Origin of the sequence: Sphingobacterium sp. JB170 (genome assembly GCF_900163865.1) — a bacterium.
In the GTDB taxonomy this organism is placed as follows: Bacteria; Bacteroidota; Bacteroidia; order Sphingobacteriales; family Sphingobacteriaceae; genus Sphingobacterium.
Genome location: NZ_FUKU01000053.1, coordinates 68,431 through 84,185, shown reverse-complemented (window position 1 = coordinate 84,185; position 15,755 = coordinate 68,431). Strand labels below are relative to the sequence as shown.

Here is a 15,755-nt window from a genome sequence, read left to right as displayed (position 1 = left end):
GTTCTCATCGCCTTCCTACCTCCCTGCGCTAATTTTGTTCGCAAACAATAGCAAAAAATGGTAAGTAGAATTTTGATCCCTACAGACTTCAGCACGGCCTCACTTCAGGTCGTCTTGGCATATCTAGAACAGACTGAAAAAAAAGAAATTGAAATCATTCTCGCATGTGGAGTTGATCTTGGTAGCTCCATTACCACGTTTTATAGCTTTGACAAAGAATTCTACCTAGAGGATATTCAGGGAGACGACTTCATCAAAGGGTGTCAAGTTATACGCGCTAAGTATAAAAACAAATTAAAAGAGATCTATGCGGATCTAGTCATTTCCAAAAACAGTCGGTATATCGCCAATTACCTCAAAGGAAACCAGATCATTGAACTTGTGCTCTCAGAAAGGTATAAATATTCCCAAAACAAAAGACTTGCTTTCGATCTCCACGGAAGACTGTGTGAATTGCAGATGAAGGTAGGTTCAGTGGTCAACAAATTAGCGGTTCCCCAGTCAGAAAACGACAAACGCGACGAGTTGGAAGCCCTATTTTTTAGAAAAAACATAAAATTAAGCTATGAGTAGAGATTTCCTAGTAAAAATAAATTACATCGTTATTTTTGGGATACTTTCTATCTCATCGCTGACGGTTAGTCGATTAGACAGCCCGGAACAGATAATTGAAGGCGAATGGATTGAGACAGCTTGGAGTATCGAAAAAGACAACACAAATAATGCTGTCTCTATTACTTCGCCTGTTTATCAGGAACTAAAAAAGGAAATATTCGATGATTTTCACGAGCTACATTTAGGTTGCTGGAATTTTTCAGAGAATGGAAAACTCATCTCCACAAACAAGCACCAAAATGAGCAGTTGAAGTGGTATATTAAAGGTCGCGGGCACATATTGGAACTTCACCGGAATGGAAAGCGATTAGAAAGCTTTCAAATTCAAGCGATAAGTAAAGACAAAATGGTCCTACACCTGAATTTTGATCTTCAGGTAAAAGGGATTATAGAAATCATTCTAGAACGAAAAAACAAACAGGAAACAAACGAAATATATGCTAAGGAAGTATAGTACACATCGTACACTTGGAGATAATTTAAGATTAGGAAGCCTCACTGCCTTTTCCGCGGGTATGTTAAACGTAGCCTCTGTAATCGTGTTTTTTGCTTTTACCTCAAACATTACCGGCTATTACGCCGTATTTGCGCAGGAAATTAGTAAAGGCAATTGGTATCAAGGTGCTGTGGTATTACTATGGATATCCTCTTTTTTCATCGGAAGTTTTCTATCGAACTTTCTTATCATTAATGGTAAGGGCAGGTGGAGTCAATACTTCGCTCATGCGGTGCCCATCATGCTGGAATTTCTCAGCGTGCTCTACGTAGGCGTATATTTAGATTTTTTCTATCAAGACTCGCTTCAAGAGACCGAATACCTAGTCGCCCTGCTGCTTTTTGCTATGGGGTTGCAGAATGGACTAACAGCGAGTATCTCTAATTCTGTGGTCAAGACGACACACCTTACCGGACTTACAACCGATCTCGCTATACTAGTCTCGCTATTAAGCAAAAAGAACAACAGACAAAACAAGGCGATGGTCGATAAGTTTCATTTACTTCTAACCATTATGGTGAGTTATGTCCTAGGTGGACTCGTTGGCGGATTCGGATTTGTACATATTGGGAATTCCACATTTTATATTATATGTTTTATCTTAATACTGATCGCATGCTACGACCTATATAAAATATATTATGTCAAGCACTGGTTTTCTAGAAGGCACAAGAAATTATCAACTGTCTGATATTTGGGTATTAAATTGTTAAGTGCGACGACAAAAAACGTATTAAATTGATATTAAACGGATTGAACCCAGATAATAGGCGATGAGCAATGTCGTCCAACCCATATTTAGAGATACTTGTAGCTCTATTCCCGTGCTTTTTTGTTGTGATGGATTTAATCTTCGTCTCTATATAATCACCAATTTTGTAGTACCACACAAATGCGATCATGACCAACATCATTAGTTTTGCCAACCGATCGAGGTGTGTTACTCGGGCGTGTTCAATATTTAATCCACTTCCGTTTATGCTTGTAAACAGCATTTTCACTTGCCATCTTTGTTAATAATACGATAGGGCATCTTTTGGCTGATTAAAACATAACTAAGATAACAAATCCCATTTACCCATATATTATTTATAGTTACCGTCATCGAATGATTTTATAATGCCGTAATTCCAAAGATAGCTCTCAGGTAAAAGATTTTTACTGAAATAATATCGACGCAAACTTAAAACTTATGATCATCGTATCGAATTGCTGGATAAAATCTTGTCCCAAATTACCATCCATCCGGTCTACCTGTCCAATCTGGCTGATGGATAATTGCAAACTATCTAATCTTGCTTGCGCATCTCCAATTTTCAGTATAAAATCATCAATAACATACCCTTCGAACCCCACCTCTCCGCCCGCACTACTAACTTTCAAGGTTTCCTTTTTATATTTCGCCTCTATTTCACGTTTATATTTCTGAAAAAAATTATAAAACAAAGAAGTCTTTTGCGCACCAGTATCAAAATGAAAAAGCAGATTCTCCCCTTGGAAACCTCCCTTTACAATGGGCATATATTCATCCAATGCCAGATTGTCTAGATTATAAATTGTGGGCTCTTTAGGGATGCGAATCTGCCCGTTTTTATAGAGCTGAATTTCCTCTAAGGCCCTGATAACAGGGAAACCAATAATTCCCTTAATCTCATAATCAAAGGAGGGAAATGACAAGGCAGCATCCTCAAAGACCAGAAAAACAACATTCTTTAAAACGATAGAGCCCAGCTCCAGCTGTTCGGCAACAGCCAAATCACTTTTCACCTTCAACCCGGTAGCTGCTTCTACATTGAAACCCGCTGGTATAAACCGCATCCCCATGGCTTCTGCCTCCGACTTCTGGATAACCGAAAAATTGGCACCCGTATCAAAAACAAAATTCCGCGTAGTGTCACCACATTTCGTTTCGATTGTTGAAAGTCCGGCTTTATCCTTAGTGATAGGCAGAATCACATTTTCATTCTTAAGTATTCGCTGGGGCGGAGCCGTCTTGAGGGCCCGCCATATTTTATGGGTATTATCAAGGTCTTCAACCTCTCCGGAATCCAATAAGGATGTATACTGTCCTCTAAGCATTTCATTAACGTGCAAAGCTTCAGCATATTCAGAAAGATGAATGTGATTAGTTAGCCTTCTTTGAAGTAACTGTTTTGCAAGGGTATCATTTTCAATCGAATCTGAAAAAAAAGTATCAATTAATTGATTGGACCTCTCCGGTTGATTAAAGGCATTAGCCAAGATGGCTTCAAAATACAGTTGGTGCTTTTCAGTAAGTTTACCTTTTTGTTTAAGATACACTCCTTGAAGTTCAAAATAGTTTAATTCTTCAACAAGTTGATGTAATGAACTTAATACCTGACTATTAGTGTTCTTTCGAGGTTCAGTGCAGCCTACGATAAAGAATAGCGTAACTGATAGAAGGTATATTCTTTTCATGAGGTCCATTAATACGTGTTTAAATTCAGGTCGACCAATCATTTATCTTGACGGCCTAAATAATAAACTATCTATTTCCCAATATTTTTCTTTCATCGTTCCCAACGCAAAGGAAGCGGCGGAAGCTGTCAAAACTGAAAAGTCGAATGCACCTTTAATACTCGTTGAAAAGGTCATCGACAATGCAAATATTAACAATAACACGCCACTGAGTTTTGCAAACAATTCGGTTTTGAAACCCATTAGTAGAAATAATCCGAAAAAAATTTCGGCAGCCGTAGCGACAAAGCCTAAGACGGGTATGAATCCTTCCGGGGCCATTGGGTTTAACACTTGAGTATATTCTAAGAATTTGTCCCAATTTCCCCAAACGGATAACTCCGGACTCCAAAGGCCGAACCTGTCTGCTACAGCAGATAAAAACCCGACACCAATCGCTAATCGCAAATACAATTTGATTATTTTGTTCGTATTAAGTGCTTTCATATTGATTATTAATTATTTAAAAATACAATTAATAAGGTTTCTGGAGCGAATCGAATTATTATCGATTTTTAATTAGAGTCGATTTTTGTAAATACGAATTTGAGTTTTGGATGTAAATAACAGGAAACAAACGCTATTCCAGCTACGATGAATGGTGGAATAGCGTCCAAAGGCATGCCCTGTATAATATGGGATACTACAGCTCCGCTTGTGGTGAAAACCAAACCTGTATACGCACCAATTTTAAAAATAAGAGGTAGTCTGGGGATCAATAAAACAACTGCTCCAATAATTTTTCCTAAACCTATAATTGACATTAAATACAGTGGGTAACCTAATTGCTCAAAAACCGCTACCTGATAATCAAATCGAAAGAATTGACTCGCACCTCCAACGAGCATTCCTATTATGGTAATTGTTGCTGCAATCTTAGCGATAAGGTCCGGGGTTCTTCGTGAACCTACAATTGATTTACTCTGTTCGTTCATCATTTTGAAAGTTTTCTCTTTTACCCCAATAATGATCGAACATATTATAATTGGACACATCGCCATTTATTTTTTCAAACGTTCCAGTTTTTGTAATATGGTTCGTTTATCCGCCTTAGATTTCGCTAAGATAATAGCCTTCTGAAAATTCATGATCGCCATTTGTTCGTCAATATCTGTATAGAGTTGACCCAAAAGTGTATAATAAAAATGATTGTTCCCCAGCTTAAGTGCTTTCGCTTCTTCCAAAGCTGCCCCTGACCCATTGAGCTTATAAAATGCAAATAGTCTGTTTAGGGCCACACTTGAAGAATAATTGATTAGTAGAAGTTGATCGTATAATTTTAAAATATCCGACCACTTATTTTTGCTGTCCTCTTTAATACAATGCCAGTAAGCAATTCTGGCCTCTAAATGATAAGAGCTCATTTCCTGTCCTTCTGCCGATCGATTTAGAAAATGTCTTCCCTTTTGAATCAAACCCATTTCCCATAGAGACTCGTCTTGTTGTTCATACAAAATCCAATAATCATTAGCGTCTTTCCTAGCATTAAAGCGGGACGCATGAAAACACATAAGGGCAAGTAATGCGTTGGTTTTAGGTTGATTAGTCTTCTTGTATTCGGTCAGCATAATGCATAGACGCATAGCTTCTAGGCATAAGTCTTTTTGTAGGGTTTTATTTTGAGTCTTAGAATAATACCCTTCATTAAAGAGAAGGTATATAATATGTAAGACGTTTTCCAACCTGCTGGCAATATTGCTTTCAGCAGGAAATTCTAATTTTACCTTCTCTGTTCTTAATTTTTGCTTGGCCCTAAAAAGTCTTTTGTTGATCGTGTCTTTTTTTGTCAAAAAAGCTTCAGCGATTTCGTCAATTCCAAATCCACATAATATGCGGAGGGCTAACCCGATCTGGGCTTCGCTCGCTATAACAGGGGTGCAAATAGCAAAAATCATTTGCAACTGGCTATCTTTAATGTTTTGTTCTGAAAAAATCAGATCCTCATTTTCTTGTGTACTTTGCTTGTAGCTCAGTTCCGGCACTATTTTCTCCTTGAAAATTTTGCCCCGCCTAAAATGGTGAATTGTTTTTTGTTTGGCCACGGTATATAACCACGCAGCGGGATTTACGGGAGTTCCTTTTTTATCCCAAGTTTCAGCAGCCAACAAAAAGGTCTCGCTCACGATATCTTCGGCAATTTCTATATGTTGCAATCCATAGATCTTACTGATGACTGCGATCATTCTTGTAAACTCCTGTTTAAATAAAATTTTTAAAGCGTCCTTTTCCATAGGTTATGCTTTTTTTAATATTGCCTCCCATAAATCGGTCGGATCTCAACGCTACCACCCTCATCAATTGCAGGGCAGCCGTGAGCCAAGGTGGTCGCCTCGTCGATATTTTCTGCTTTAACGATAATAAAACTACCCAATTGCTCCTTAATTTCCACAAAAGGTCCGTCGGTAATAACACCTCCTGAGTTCAATACTTTACCTTCCGCTGCTAAACGAGGCCCCTCACTTACCAATCTTTCTTGAGCGGTTATTCCGTCCATCCATTCTTTCCATTTTTTCGATAATGCTCTCATCTCTTCAGAAGAGACATTACTAAAGTCGTAACTGGGCTGCCGGAATAATAACATAAATTCTTTCATGATTTTAATATTAAATATTTGGTATTTATATCTAAATAAGGATTGGAATTTTACAAATTGGACAAAAACACTCAGATTCTTCAATAAAGGTAAGAAACTGACATTAAGATACTTTTATCTTTCAATATTACACTTGATAACTCCACGAGTTTGAATTTGGTTTACAGTTTTCTTTCGTTCCATTTATTTTTGAAACATCAGAATTAATCCATCGGATTGGCACTCGAGGAGTGATCACAGAAGAATTCATAATCATTGATTTCAATAGGGCGATCAACGTAAAATATCGGCTATTATCTAGAAAAGAGTAAAGTTATAGAAAAATAGCGGGATGGAGCCTATTTGCTATTTATCCGCGGCATCTTGTGTTTTGGAGCGTTTTAACGGTGCAAAGCTGGGGCGCTTGCAATCGTGAAAACATATTCAGGGGTACAGATTAATACTCCATCTACGTTTTCAATCTCTTGTCTAAACGCTATGATTATTTCTGGAACCTTATCAATAGAAAGCTCATCCAAGGATCTTTTATCCTATTCTAAGGAGGGGGATAACGCGAACAGCGACAGACAGGTGTATATCATTGCTAACAGTCACGTTATAAACGTCGGGCCGAAGACAAGTTCCTACAGAGGGGCAGCTTGAGAAATCAGCCTGTCATTATGTTTGAACGCACTACAGATTGAACATAATGAACTCCTGGCTGATCCAAGCCACCATAATTTTACCCTGCCATTATGCCGCAATCTTTTGGGTGGGGCGGTGCGGTAGGTGCACACCTTAATCTTTGCTACCTTCTTGTTCCTTTTTAGATATAACAACACACAAAATGATTAGCTCTGATTTTTTTCCGGGACTGCGATTTATTGAGTACTATCCATTAAAATTCTTCTTCTGTCATTCCGTTGTTTAACACAGCACCTGCAATATTTCCTGTTGATACAGCATTGGATACAGAACGCATTGGGCTTGAACTATCGCCACAAGCGAAAATATTTGCTACGGTTGCTTTTTGAAACATATCTACTTTAAGCAATCCCTCCTCTGTAAGTTCGCAACCCAACATTTCAGGAATTTTGCAATGTTGTTCAAAGTTTGGACGTGAATAGATTGCTTTAAGGTCAAAGGTTGAATTGTCTTTGAAAACGATTTGTCTGAGGTTACCATTTTCGTGTTTGATTTCCGCAATCTCTTTTTCAATTATCGGAATGTTGTGTTTGGAAATTTTATCGGTTTGTTCTTGGGTCAATGTAGATTTTCCATTTGTAAAAATGGTCAATTCTTTTGTCCAATTACGAATGAGTTGTGCATAGTGTAAAGCAAAATTTCCATTGGCTAAAATTCCCGTTTTTTCGTGTTTCACTTCGTAACCGTGACAATATGGACAATGAATAACCGTAATTCCCCAACATTCCGAAAATCCTTTGACGTCGGGCATTATGTCTTTTACGCCTGTTGCAAAAACGAGTTTTTTTGTTTCAAAAGTCCCCCCTGTTTTAGTGGTAATTGTAAACCCATTTTCGGTTTTATTTCCGCTAACGGCAAGGTCGTTGAGAAACTTCACTGTGTCATATTTTAGAACTTGTGTTTTGGCTTTCTCCGCAATTTCGCTTGGTTTTGCTCCGTCTTGCGTAATAAAATTATGCGAATGTGGTGTCTGTCTGTTACAAGGTAAACCACTGTCAATGATTAAAACATTTCGCAAAGCTCGTCCCAAAGCCATTGCCGATGAAAGTCCTGCGTAACTTCCGCCTATGATGATTACATCAAATTTTTTATTGTCCGTCATAAGATTGATTTTTGAAAGTGCGGTTAATGGAAAAGGCAACCTTAATACGGTTAACGCAAGTCCACCTTGTTTTATTATTTCTCGTCTTGTTATTTTATTGGTCAAACCTGTCGGTGTTTGGTTTTCGGCATTTTATTAAATAGAAAGGATAGCTTTCTGTTACTTCTGTAATTTCAAACAGTCCTGCCTTTGCAAATTCTTCCTGTACGGCTTCCTTGTCATAAAAGTACATTTTTACTCCGCCAAACATTTCAAAACGGTCTTTACCAACTCGTTTCCCTTGTCCGTAAGTTCGGGATTGTTTTGTGATAGCCGTAAAAATCATATAGCCGTTTTCAGCTAATTGGGCATAGCAATCAGAAATAAGTTTCGCTCTTTCGTCGCTGTCCAATAAGTGAATTAAGGCGTAACAGAAAATGCCATCATATTGGTTGTTGTCAAAAGGCATATCCGTTACAGATCCGTGATAAATGACCATACCCGTTCCGTAATGTTTTCTTGCTAAATCTATTGCCGTTTTTGAAATTTCAATTCCTGTTACTTCAATTCTGCTTTCTCTAAAAACTTGTGCATTTCTTCCGTAGCCGATACCTGCAATGAGTATATTTTTTATACCTTTTTCTACAAAAAAATCTTTTGCAATTTTTGCAGAATTAGCAGGCTCAAAACCCCACATTTCCTGCTTTTCCTTAAATGCTTCTTCCCAAAATTCTGCCATAGTCTTTGTTTAGTTACAAACTTTATCTTCCAAAATATCGCACATAAATCCTGATTTCTTTACGATTGAAATTATGTTTCCTGAATTTATTTCGCTGTTTTCAACACGTAAAATCGTGTGTCCGCAAGGATAAGGCAATTCTGTTTCGCATAAATCAAAATTGATTTTCATTTTAGGAAATCTGCTTTCAAGTATTTTCACGATGTGTTCTGCCTGAATTTTGTTTTGGATATTTGTAGTAAAAACTTCTACCCTACCTAATTTTAAGGTTTTTTCTGCTGTCATTTTTTTCAAATCTTTTAGCAAAGGTAAACAATATTTTATTATCGCGACATAATCGCAATAAGTTAATGCGGATTATTTGCATTAAATTTACAAAAGAAAAGGAGTAAAGATGAAACGCAGAAATACACCGTCAAAAGAAGCCGTTTTGGACTTATTGATAAGTGCAGGAAAAGCAATGAGCCGGGATGCAATCGAACAAAAAATAGATGTAGAAATTGACCGAGCCACAATTTACAGGGTATTAAACCGCTTTTGTGAAGATGGATTGGTACATAGAGTTGTAGCCGAAGACGGAAAACAATATTTTGCGGTATGTATGAAATGTGACGAAAAAAAATTAGCAGACAATCATTTTCATTTTCGCTGTACCAACTGCCAAACCATAGAATGTTTACCAGAAGCCGTCCATTTCTCTGTTCCTAATGGTTACAATGTTGAAAGTGTGAATTGTGTTTTAACTGGTATTTGTAAAGATTGTTCTTAATTTAGAGACACAGCCCATTGTTTTAATCAATGGGCTGTTTTTGTAAGTGCTATCATTCTTTGAGCTTTACCACACCTGTTCTGTATAAATCCAACGCTTTTTGTAAAATATTCCCAATTGTCTTTATGGGTAAATCTTTGTTGGGATTAATTCTGAAAATCTTCATCCGTGTGCGGTTGCCTTCTTCCAATTCGGGATGGTCAAGATATTTTCCTTCAACCATCAGCATATAGGGTTCATCTGTCTTTTTATCCGTCCACAAATAACAAAACATTTTTTTCTTGTAGCAGAAGCAGGGCATTCCCCACTTCTGCGTTTCTGTGATGTCTGTATCCTGATTAAGAATAATGCTCCGCAATGCAAGCAAGCAACTCTTGTTTGGCTCTTCTTTATTCAAGTAATAGCTATGAAGCTGCTCAACCATTTCCTTTATTTTACTGCGATTAAAATATCTATCTCTGCATCTGCTGGGTTTTGTGCTTTCTCACCAAATACTTCAAAGTCTGCCGTAAATAGTCTATCTAAATCCATTTTCCAAATTTCCAACCACTTGTTTATGACCAAGTCTTTCATTAAATCTCCTTTGGCCGAGAATTTCACATAGTTTCCACCGTCAACTGATTTACCAACCATTCCGTCAGGAATATGATTAGATAGTTTTGCTTTTTACTTTTGCTATTCACATTAAAAGAAATTAGAAATGGCAAAAAGTAATCTTTGGGATCGGATGCATCGGTATTATCTTGCTTGGCAGTCCAGTGGACTTAGCCAGTGTGCCTATAGCAAGCAAAGCGGTTTGCATCAGGCACAATTTAATTATTGGGTAGTCAAGTTCCGTAGCGCGCAGCGCTCCACGGTCAAGGAACAGTCGGGTTTTGCTCCGGTGGTTATTACCCCTAACAGCAACATCCCGGTTTTTGAAATTCACCACGGTCAAACTGTTCTTTATTACCTGTCTTCTTTGTTCCAGCAAGGTCTTTATCCCCAATATCTTTCGCTTCAATAAATCCTACAGGAATCCCTTTGCGCGTTAAGCTATAATCAGGTGCACCTACGGCTTGTCTTTTGGGTTCATTGGTTGCACGTACTTCAGAAACTAAACTTTCAATTAGCTGTTGCAAGTCGCCTCGAAATGTATGCTCGGTAGCATTTCCTAAAATAAATCTTTTATTAATATTGGACAGGTAAATATCAATGGTCATATTGGAGGTTATAGTATCTAAAGAAGTAAATATAGCATTAAATAGGATAAATAACCCTGTTTTTAGTCTACGTCATGAGCTGATTGTTCTTTCCAATCGATTCATTAAGCTTTTTCTTTCTATAATAAAATCTGTATATCAGGATCGAGCAAAGTCCAAAAGCGGTTGATATTCGTGCTGATCGGCTAGTTTTACTGCTTTTATATAAATGGTTCGAGTATCGCTTGCTTCAGTGAGGTTCGCAGCTCCCCAGGAAAATGGTGGCAGGTCATATAGTTTTTCTATAATAATATCCGCCATTAGCCTGCTGTGCCGACCGTTACCGTTAGGAAAGCAATGGATACTTACCAAACGATGCTTGAAGCGGATGGAAATCTCTTCTGGTGGGTAAGTATTGTTTTCTATCCAGTACAAAACATCATCGCAAAGGACTTTAAGTTCCATGGGAATTTGGTATTTATCTACCCCGATGTTTTTATCAGTTCTTCTAAAAGCTCCTGCCCAAGCCCAAATATTGCCATACATACGTTTGTGCAGGTTACAGATAAAATTTTCGGTAAATAGTTGTTTAGGTTTAAACTTTTTCCCAAATACCCACTGTAAAGCCTCCTCAATGTTGAGTTGTTCAAATTCGTCCAACTCGGCCTTAGTACTGATTGTTTCGATTAATAACCCCTCTTTTTCCTCTTCATCAATAGGGGTTTGCCCATCGATATATTCTAAGTCTAATCCCATAAAGATTTAGGTATTTCGTTTTTAATGATAGCGGTGCGCTCTTCGATAGCTTTTTGAAGGCGTTGTTTTGAATTTTCTTGATCTTCCAACTTCATTGTGTTTGAAGTTCTAGAAACAATGCGCAGCGCTAGTTCTTTCGCTTTACGTTCAATTAAATCGTTTATAGTGCCATCTTTAGGAACTAGTCCATATACAAGCTGCATATCCAGTGCATTTGCTGTTTCTTTTAGACTATTTAGGGTAATACTGCCCTCTTTTTCTCTAATTTCGATTTCTTGGACACTTTGTTTGGTGATAGATAATTTTTCTGCCACTTGTTGTAGCGACATCCCTAAGGAAACTCGTATCGTTTTTAGCCAGCCAATATCTGGTTGTGGAATTTGAATAGCTTCTCCAAATCCTTTTAATTTACGATCTAATTGCTCTATTTGTAATCTTTTCTTATTCATAATGCAAGGCTTTAACCTGACAGATTTTAAACAAAAGTAAGGTTATCACCTGACATTAACAAACTATCTATCAGGTTATATCCTGACAATTGCTAGATATCCGTCAGGGTATAACCTGATAACGCTATAATCTTGGTTTGAATTAAAACAGTTTGATTAGGAATCGCTAAATTAAATATGGGTTTCTCATACAAAATTTCGCTTGTCAGTCTCGTGGTCGAACAATTACACCCACTTCTTGTCAAACAAAGCGATACATTCGTACAAGCTTTTTCTTGTCACAAATATAACAAGTATCTGTGACACAAGACTAAGGTTAGCACGCTAAGACATGAGGAAATAATCACTATTGCCGAGAGATAATAAAGGCAAATTTCTTATTTATATTGCAGGCATCTGTGTTTGATAAGTAAGCATCCGGTTATCCCCCTGTATGATTAGATAGTTTTGCTTTTTACTTTTGCTATTCACATTAAAAGAAATTAGAAATGGCAAAAAGTAATCTTTGGGATCGGATGCATCGGCATTATCTTGCTTGGCAGTCCAGTGGACTTAGCCAGCGTGCCTATAGTAAGCAAAGCGGTTTGCATCAGGCACAATTTAATTATTGGGTAGTCAAGTTCCGTAGCGCGCAGCGCTCCACGGTCAAGGAACAGTCGGGTTTTGCTCCGGTGGTTATTACTCCTAACAGCAACATCCCGGTTTTTGAAATTCACCATAGTAATGGTCACCGACTCAGTTTTTATGAAGTCCTCGATGCATCGTTCATCATAGCGCCGGCACCTTCCCGTACGGTAAAAAGTGGCCTGTTTGATGAGTCTGTACTGGCCTTCTTACTGGTAAGTAAATATACATACCATTTACCGCTGCACCGGATCAAGCAGATGTTTACCCGTGAGAAAATCCCAATCTCATCTTCTACATTCTTGGACAATGTAGCTGCAACAATCCGGGCACTGGAACCGATCTATAGAGCTTTAATAAGGGAAACCTTAGCAGCGAAGTACCTTCAGTCTGACGAAACCGTGTGCCTTGAAGGGGCTGTATCAAAAATAAACGATACAGCCTTTTTTTGTAATAACACGGCCAAAAAGTGCATATTCCAGGATTGTTGGTTCTTGCCTAAAACCCTACCATATTTCAAGTCCTACGTTGAAGTGGATATATCCAGCTTGGCACTAACTTAGATTGCTTGCCGTTGACGGTTATCCCGCACGTAATCGGCAACATTCCGTTTTTCTTAGGTGCATTCTTTTAAAAATAGAATAATACCTTGGATGTTGATCTTTTTGCCGTTTCTATAACTCACGATTTCTTAATGTTAAAATTTATCGAGCTTGGAAACAAGATGAAAAATCTAAAACTTTATTTAAAAAAAGGAATAGAGAAGGATTCCTCAGATATCCTTCTCTTTTGTTTCTATCGAAGCTATTTTTTTCATTCGTTTAATACCGGAAAATCGCGACAACATCTTGTCGCGATACTGGTATCGCGACAAGATTCATCTGACTTTGTCACAATAAGTGACGACATTAGGGAAAAACAAAAGCAAATAGAAACCATCTTGTGCCTTCTTGCAGAGCGTAGCTTGTCAATTGAACAGATCCTCGATGGTCTTGGATTTACTATTGAACGACGGACCCTACAAGAAAGTTCTTATGCAGATAGTTCTTCAGACTGAAAATCCACATGTCTAGCATCATTTTAACGCGGAGCGTTCTTCTATCACTCAGCACTACTATCCGTCGCTATGCATTCGCACTAATCACTTTTATTTTTTTAGTTTGTCGATAATCTGGTTTTCAACTATACGATCATATTCAATGATATATTTACCGTCATGAGTCATTATCATTAAGTGGTCAGCGCTATCTGTTGTCGAAATAATAGTAGCCACTTCATTATTACATAATTCAAATCTTCCCTTGCGAACATTGCCGAGCTGGAACCCTTCGATTTTTCTTGCCTGATTTGGCATAATTATCTTTTCAACTACTACAATATCTTGGTAATTAATTTTAGCACCATACGGTCCTGAAATGCATAGATGTTCAACTTCAACCTTTATATTAGGCTTACTCATCCCTATTGCAATTGAGATAATAATCGCCAATATTACCCCACCCCCAATAAGAAAAATGGTGATATTAGACTTTCTTCTATTGTCGTAAAATTGTTCTGATTTAACTATCAACACAAGGAAACCAAATAATGGATACATTACGGAAAATATGATCAGCCAATTTTCATTTCGCACCACATCGTGAAGAGTTAACCCAATAACTAAATAAGAAATGGTAAGGAAGAAAAGAAATCGCTTAAAGAATTTTAAAAACAAAACTAAATCGAACTCTCGCTTTTTAATTTCCGGCAGGGTATTGTATCCAGCGAGTATATAGGGTGCGTTTTTTCTGTTAACGACAACAGCTGCGACCAGCATTATTCCGGCAAGTATATAGATCAGGGTCATCTTAAACCTATTTTTAACTGAAAAATCTAATTCTATTATTATCTATAATATAGAATTAAAACGATTGAAATAAAAATTATTCCACCTATTTAGAGAAAAATTATTTTGACCTGGATCCTATGCCTTATAAAGCTCCTTTTTTAATGCTATTTATAGAGTATAATTACTGGAGACGAACAAAAGAAACAGATTCAATTATTTCCAATATTGATGGTATCTTAGCTGTGCCTGACGTATATTAAACACATGTTATCAAGGTCTTATAAAGATAATGATCGGAGATTTAGAGAATGTTTACCCGAACAAATAAAGCCACTGGTTAGAGCGGCTTTACTATACTTATTAAATTCATCAATCTATCGTAAAGCTTTCTGCAATCATCACTTTTTCTTCAAGGATATTTTTGTCCCATTGTTCTGACGTTAAGCGATGGGAATAAATTTTATTTCCAGATTTGGCTAAATAATAACTAGGAGGTCTCAAGAAATAAAAGTCGTAGGATCCGCCGATTATTCCTTCACCCGGGACGTAGATGAACCTTCCTACTCCCTGACTAGCGTCGTAATTATCAGCAACGTTTGTGGCAGCACAAGTCCAAAATTGGTACCCTTTACCACTTCCATTTACAGATACGATTTTCGAAAGAAATTCTTTCCAAGTGCGCCAACCGTTTAGATTATCCGCGCGACCACCTCGACCTGATAGTAATAGCGGTATCCCTAAAACATCTTTGTATTCTTCTGGAGGATATTTTTCAACGAATTCCTTAATAGCAACCATATTTTGATCCAATATTAATTGCCCATATATACCCGAGAAAAATGGAAGCCCGTTAGGAACAATTTCGAATGATTCAATCAAACAATTTGAAGAAACCCACCATTTACCCTTTTCTTCTGTCACTAGCCGAGTTTGATTGAATTTCTTTAAATCAAAGACATTGTTTTTAAAACCAAGAACTGGAGATATCGAACGAACGTACTCTGCGGGACCGATCGTATGCTCCTTGATATCTTTAGCGTCTATCTCTTCCCATAGTTTACCTGTTGATATATCCGGCAACAAGCTAACCAAGAGAATTCGTTCATATTGATTAAGATTTTTTGAGGAATTATTCTTTTCTGAGAAAATAATATTAAATGTCTCGATATTGAAATCGGTATCGTATAGCTCTCGAGTATTTAGCCGGTAATGTTTTGTGGCATATCCCGTATCTGTAGAGTCAATAACAAGATACTTCCCCTGCGCAATTGCATCGAATCCAATCACAAGAAGAAAAATTAATAAAAAGAACTTATTCACATTTTGTCCCTTTGCTTTTATTTTTTCGTGTATCTCTTTCATTATCATTTAATATTTTAACGTCATTACTAATGATCCGTAAACAATCCTTCAATCGCTAATGCCTCGGCAACATCATCCGCAATATTAGGATTAAAATTTT

General features: G+C 37.4%; 21 protein-coding genes. 6 read left to right on the top strand and 15 right to left on the bottom strand.

Features of this window, described 5'->3' with window-relative positions; translation table 11 throughout:
* Window positions 1-57 precede the first annotated feature (57 nt).
* From FM107_RS13925 to FM107_RS13915, 3 genes are read left to right on the top strand one after another with little or no spacing between them, the layout of a single operon-like run.
* On the top strand, window positions 58-573 hold the full coding sequence (locus FM107_RS13925) for a hypothetical protein (RefSeq protein ID WP_086949087.1): 516 nt from the start codon (window positions 58-60) through the stop codon (window positions 571-573).
* Window positions 566-1,069 (top strand): hypothetical protein, encoded by a 504-nt coding sequence (locus FM107_RS13920; RefSeq protein ID WP_086949086.1) that lies wholly within the window; start codon window positions 566-568, stop codon window positions 1,067-1,069. The genes FM107_RS13925 and FM107_RS13920 overlap by 8 nt, the downstream gene beginning before the upstream one ends.
* Entirely contained in the window at window positions 1,053-1,802 is a 750-nt protein-coding gene (locus FM107_RS13915; RefSeq protein ID WP_086949085.1) for a YoaK family protein, read from the top strand. The genes FM107_RS13920 and FM107_RS13915 overlap by 17 nt, the downstream gene beginning before the upstream one ends.
* Window positions 1,803-2,269: 467 nt before the next feature.
* On the opposite strand, the gene FM107_RS13905 is transcribed toward FM107_RS13915, so the two are convergent.
* The 8 genes from FM107_RS13905 to FM107_RS13870 form a co-directional block, all read right to left on the bottom strand.
* Window positions 2,270-3,550 (bottom strand): retropepsin-like aspartic protease, encoded by a 1,281-nt coding sequence (locus FM107_RS13905; RefSeq protein ID WP_179204495.1) that lies wholly within the window; start codon window positions 3,548-3,550, stop codon window positions 2,270-2,272.
* 42 nt (window positions 3,551-3,592) lie between these two features.
* The gene (locus tag FM107_RS13900) at window positions 3,593-4,036 is read right to left on the bottom strand and encodes a DoxX family protein (protein ID WP_086949082.1); all 444 of its coding nucleotides are present in this window, start codon (window positions 4,034-4,036) and stop codon (window positions 3,593-3,595) included.
* A gap of 68 nt (window positions 4,037-4,104) precedes the next feature.
* A complete protein-coding gene (locus FM107_RS13895) occupies window positions 4,105-4,527 on the bottom strand; it encodes a DoxX family protein (protein WP_218778999.1) in 423 nt (140 codons plus the stop codon).
* 63 nt (window positions 4,528-4,590) lie between these two features.
* On the bottom strand, window positions 4,591-5,820 hold the full coding sequence (locus FM107_RS13890; RefSeq protein WP_086949081.1) for an RNA polymerase sigma factor: 1,230 nt from the start codon (window positions 5,818-5,820) through the stop codon (window positions 4,591-4,593).
* Window positions 5,821-5,834: 14 nt separating this feature from the next.
* On the bottom strand, window positions 5,835-6,182 hold the full coding sequence (locus FM107_RS13885; protein WP_086949080.1) for a YciI family protein: 348 nt from the start codon (window positions 6,180-6,182) through the stop codon (window positions 5,835-5,837).
* 877 nt (window positions 6,183-7,059) lie between these two features.
* Window positions 7,060-8,073, bottom strand: coding sequence for an NAD(P)/FAD-dependent oxidoreductase (locus FM107_RS13880; protein WP_218778998.1), 1,014 nt, complete (start codon window positions 8,071-8,073; stop codon window positions 7,060-7,062).
* Window positions 8,063-8,686: a class I SAM-dependent methyltransferase gene (locus tag FM107_RS13875; RefSeq protein WP_086949079.1), complete on the bottom strand. Its 624-nt coding sequence runs from the start codon at window positions 8,684-8,686 to the stop codon at window positions 8,063-8,065. The genes FM107_RS13880 and FM107_RS13875 overlap by 11 nt, the downstream gene beginning before the upstream one ends.
* A gap of 9 nt (window positions 8,687-8,695) precedes the next feature.
* Complete coding sequence (locus FM107_RS13870) at window positions 8,696-8,971, bottom strand: hypothetical protein (RefSeq protein WP_086949078.1); 276 nt, start codon at window positions 8,969-8,971, stop codon at window positions 8,696-8,698.
* 109 nt (window positions 8,972-9,080) lie between these two features.
* Between FM107_RS13870 and FM107_RS13865 the strand changes: the two genes are divergently transcribed.
* Window positions 9,081-9,455, top strand: coding sequence for a Fur family transcriptional regulator (locus FM107_RS13865; protein WP_086949077.1), 375 nt, complete (start codon window positions 9,081-9,083; stop codon window positions 9,453-9,455).
* 52 nt (window positions 9,456-9,507) lie between these two features.
* Here FM107_RS13865 and FM107_RS13860 read toward each other — a convergent pair whose 3' ends face one another.
* The 5 genes from FM107_RS13860 to FM107_RS13840 form a co-directional block, all read right to left on the bottom strand.
* Window positions 9,508-9,879: a DUF1801 domain-containing protein gene (locus FM107_RS13860; protein ID WP_086949076.1), complete on the bottom strand. Its 372-nt coding sequence runs from the start codon at window positions 9,877-9,879 to the stop codon at window positions 9,508-9,510.
* Window positions 9,880-9,884: 5 nt separating this feature from the next.
* Window positions 9,885-10,100: a GyrI-like domain-containing protein gene (locus tag FM107_RS13855; RefSeq protein ID WP_256959546.1), complete on the bottom strand. Its 216-nt coding sequence runs from the start codon at window positions 10,098-10,100 to the stop codon at window positions 9,885-9,887.
* Window positions 10,101-10,351: 251 nt separating this feature from the next.
* Window positions 10,352-10,657: a hypothetical protein gene (locus FM107_RS13850; RefSeq protein ID WP_218778997.1), complete on the bottom strand. Its 306-nt coding sequence runs from the start codon at window positions 10,655-10,657 to the stop codon at window positions 10,352-10,354.
* Window positions 10,658-10,795: 138 nt separating this feature from the next.
* Window positions 10,796-11,392, bottom strand: a complete 597-nt coding sequence (locus FM107_RS13845; RefSeq protein WP_086949074.1) for a mobile mystery protein B — start codon at window positions 11,390-11,392, stop codon at window positions 10,796-10,798.
* Window positions 11,383-11,841 (bottom strand): mobile mystery protein A, encoded by a 459-nt coding sequence (locus FM107_RS13840; RefSeq protein ID WP_086949073.1) that lies wholly within the window; start codon window positions 11,839-11,841, stop codon window positions 11,383-11,385. The genes FM107_RS13845 and FM107_RS13840 overlap by 10 nt, the downstream gene beginning before the upstream one ends.
* A 488-nt stretch (window positions 11,842-12,329) precedes the next feature.
* Between FM107_RS13840 and FM107_RS13835 the strand changes: the two genes are divergently transcribed.
* Window positions 12,330-13,028, top strand: a complete 699-nt coding sequence (locus tag FM107_RS13835) for a transposase (RefSeq protein ID WP_179204494.1) — start codon at window positions 12,330-12,332, stop codon at window positions 13,026-13,028.
* A gap of 131 nt (window positions 13,029-13,159) precedes the next feature.
* Window positions 13,160-13,522, top strand: a complete 363-nt coding sequence (locus FM107_RS13830) for a hypothetical protein (RefSeq protein ID WP_086949072.1) — start codon at window positions 13,160-13,162, stop codon at window positions 13,520-13,522.
* A 90-nt stretch (window positions 13,523-13,612) separates the two neighbouring features.
* On the opposite strand, the gene FM107_RS13825 is transcribed toward FM107_RS13830, so the two are convergent.
* Together FM107_RS13825 and FM107_RS13820 are read right to left on the bottom strand one after the other, a co-directional pair.
* Window positions 13,613-14,311, bottom strand: coding sequence for a DUF3784 domain-containing protein (locus tag FM107_RS13825; protein ID WP_086949071.1), 699 nt, complete (start codon window positions 14,309-14,311; stop codon window positions 13,613-13,615).
* Window positions 14,312-14,662: 351 nt separating this feature from the next.
* The gene (locus FM107_RS13820; RefSeq protein WP_086949070.1) at window positions 14,663-15,655 is read right to left on the bottom strand and encodes a hypothetical protein; all 993 of its coding nucleotides are present in this window, start codon (window positions 15,653-15,655) and stop codon (window positions 14,663-14,665) included.
* Window positions 15,656-15,755 lie beyond the last annotated feature (100 nt).

Coding starts and splice junctions, on each gene's coding strand:
- FM107_RS13905 (WP_179204495.1), bottom strand. CDS start 3,550: ATGAAAAGAATATACCTTCTATCAGTTACGCTATTCTTTATCGTAGGC.
- FM107_RS13840 (WP_086949073.1), bottom strand. CDS start 11,841: ATGAATAAGAAAAGATTACAAATAGAGCAATTAGATCGTAAATTAAAA.
- FM107_RS13885 (WP_086949080.1), bottom strand. CDS start 6,182: ATGAAAGAATTTATGTTATTATTCCGGCAGCCCAGTTACGACTTTAGT.
- FM107_RS13865 (WP_086949077.1), top strand. CDS start 9,081: ATGAAACGCAGAAATACACCGTCAAAAGAAGCCGTTTTGGACTTATTG.
- FM107_RS13860 (WP_086949076.1), bottom strand. CDS start 9,879: ATGGTTGAGCAGCTTCATAGCTATTACTTGAATAAAGAAGAGCCAAAC.
- FM107_RS13820 (WP_086949070.1), bottom strand. CDS start 15,655: ATGAAAGAGATACACGAAAAAATAAAAGCAAAGGGACAAAATGTGAAT.
- FM107_RS13895 (WP_218778999.1), bottom strand. CDS start 4,527: ATGATGAACGAACAGAGTAAATCAATTGTAGGTTCACGAAGAACCCCG.
- FM107_RS13925 (WP_086949087.1), top strand. CDS start 58: ATGGTAAGTAGAATTTTGATCCCTACAGACTTCAGCACGGCCTCACTT.
- FM107_RS13845 (WP_086949074.1), bottom strand. CDS start 11,392: ATGGGATTAGACTTAGAATATATCGATGGGCAAACCCCTATTGATGAA.
- FM107_RS13890 (WP_086949081.1), bottom strand. CDS start 5,820: ATGGAAAAGGACGCTTTAAAAATTTTATTTAAACAGGAGTTTACAAGA.
- FM107_RS13835 (WP_179204494.1), top strand. CDS start 12,330: ATGGCAAAAAGTAATCTTTGGGATCGGATGCATCGGCATTATCTTGCT.
- FM107_RS13825 (WP_086949071.1), bottom strand. CDS start 14,311: ATGACCCTGATCTATATACTTGCCGGAATAATGCTGGTCGCAGCTGTT.
- FM107_RS13900 (WP_086949082.1), bottom strand. CDS start 4,036: ATGAAAGCACTTAATACGAACAAAATAATCAAATTGTATTTGCGATTA.
- FM107_RS13830 (WP_086949072.1), top strand. CDS start 13,160: ATGTTAAAATTTATCGAGCTTGGAAACAAGATGAAAAATCTAAAACTT.
- FM107_RS13920 (WP_086949086.1), top strand. CDS start 566: ATGAGTAGAGATTTCCTAGTAAAAATAAATTACATCGTTATTTTTGGG.
- FM107_RS13915 (WP_086949085.1), top strand. CDS start 1,053: ATGCTAAGGAAGTATAGTACACATCGTACACTTGGAGATAATTTAAGA.
- FM107_RS13870 (WP_086949078.1), bottom strand. CDS start 8,971: ATGACAGCAGAAAAAACCTTAAAATTAGGTAGGGTAGAAGTTTTTACT.
- FM107_RS13875 (WP_086949079.1), bottom strand. CDS start 8,686: ATGGCAGAATTTTGGGAAGAAGCATTTAAGGAAAAGCAGGAAATGTGG.
- FM107_RS13850 (WP_218778997.1), bottom strand. CDS start 10,657: ATGACCATTGATATTTACCTGTCCAATATTAATAAAAGATTTATTTTA.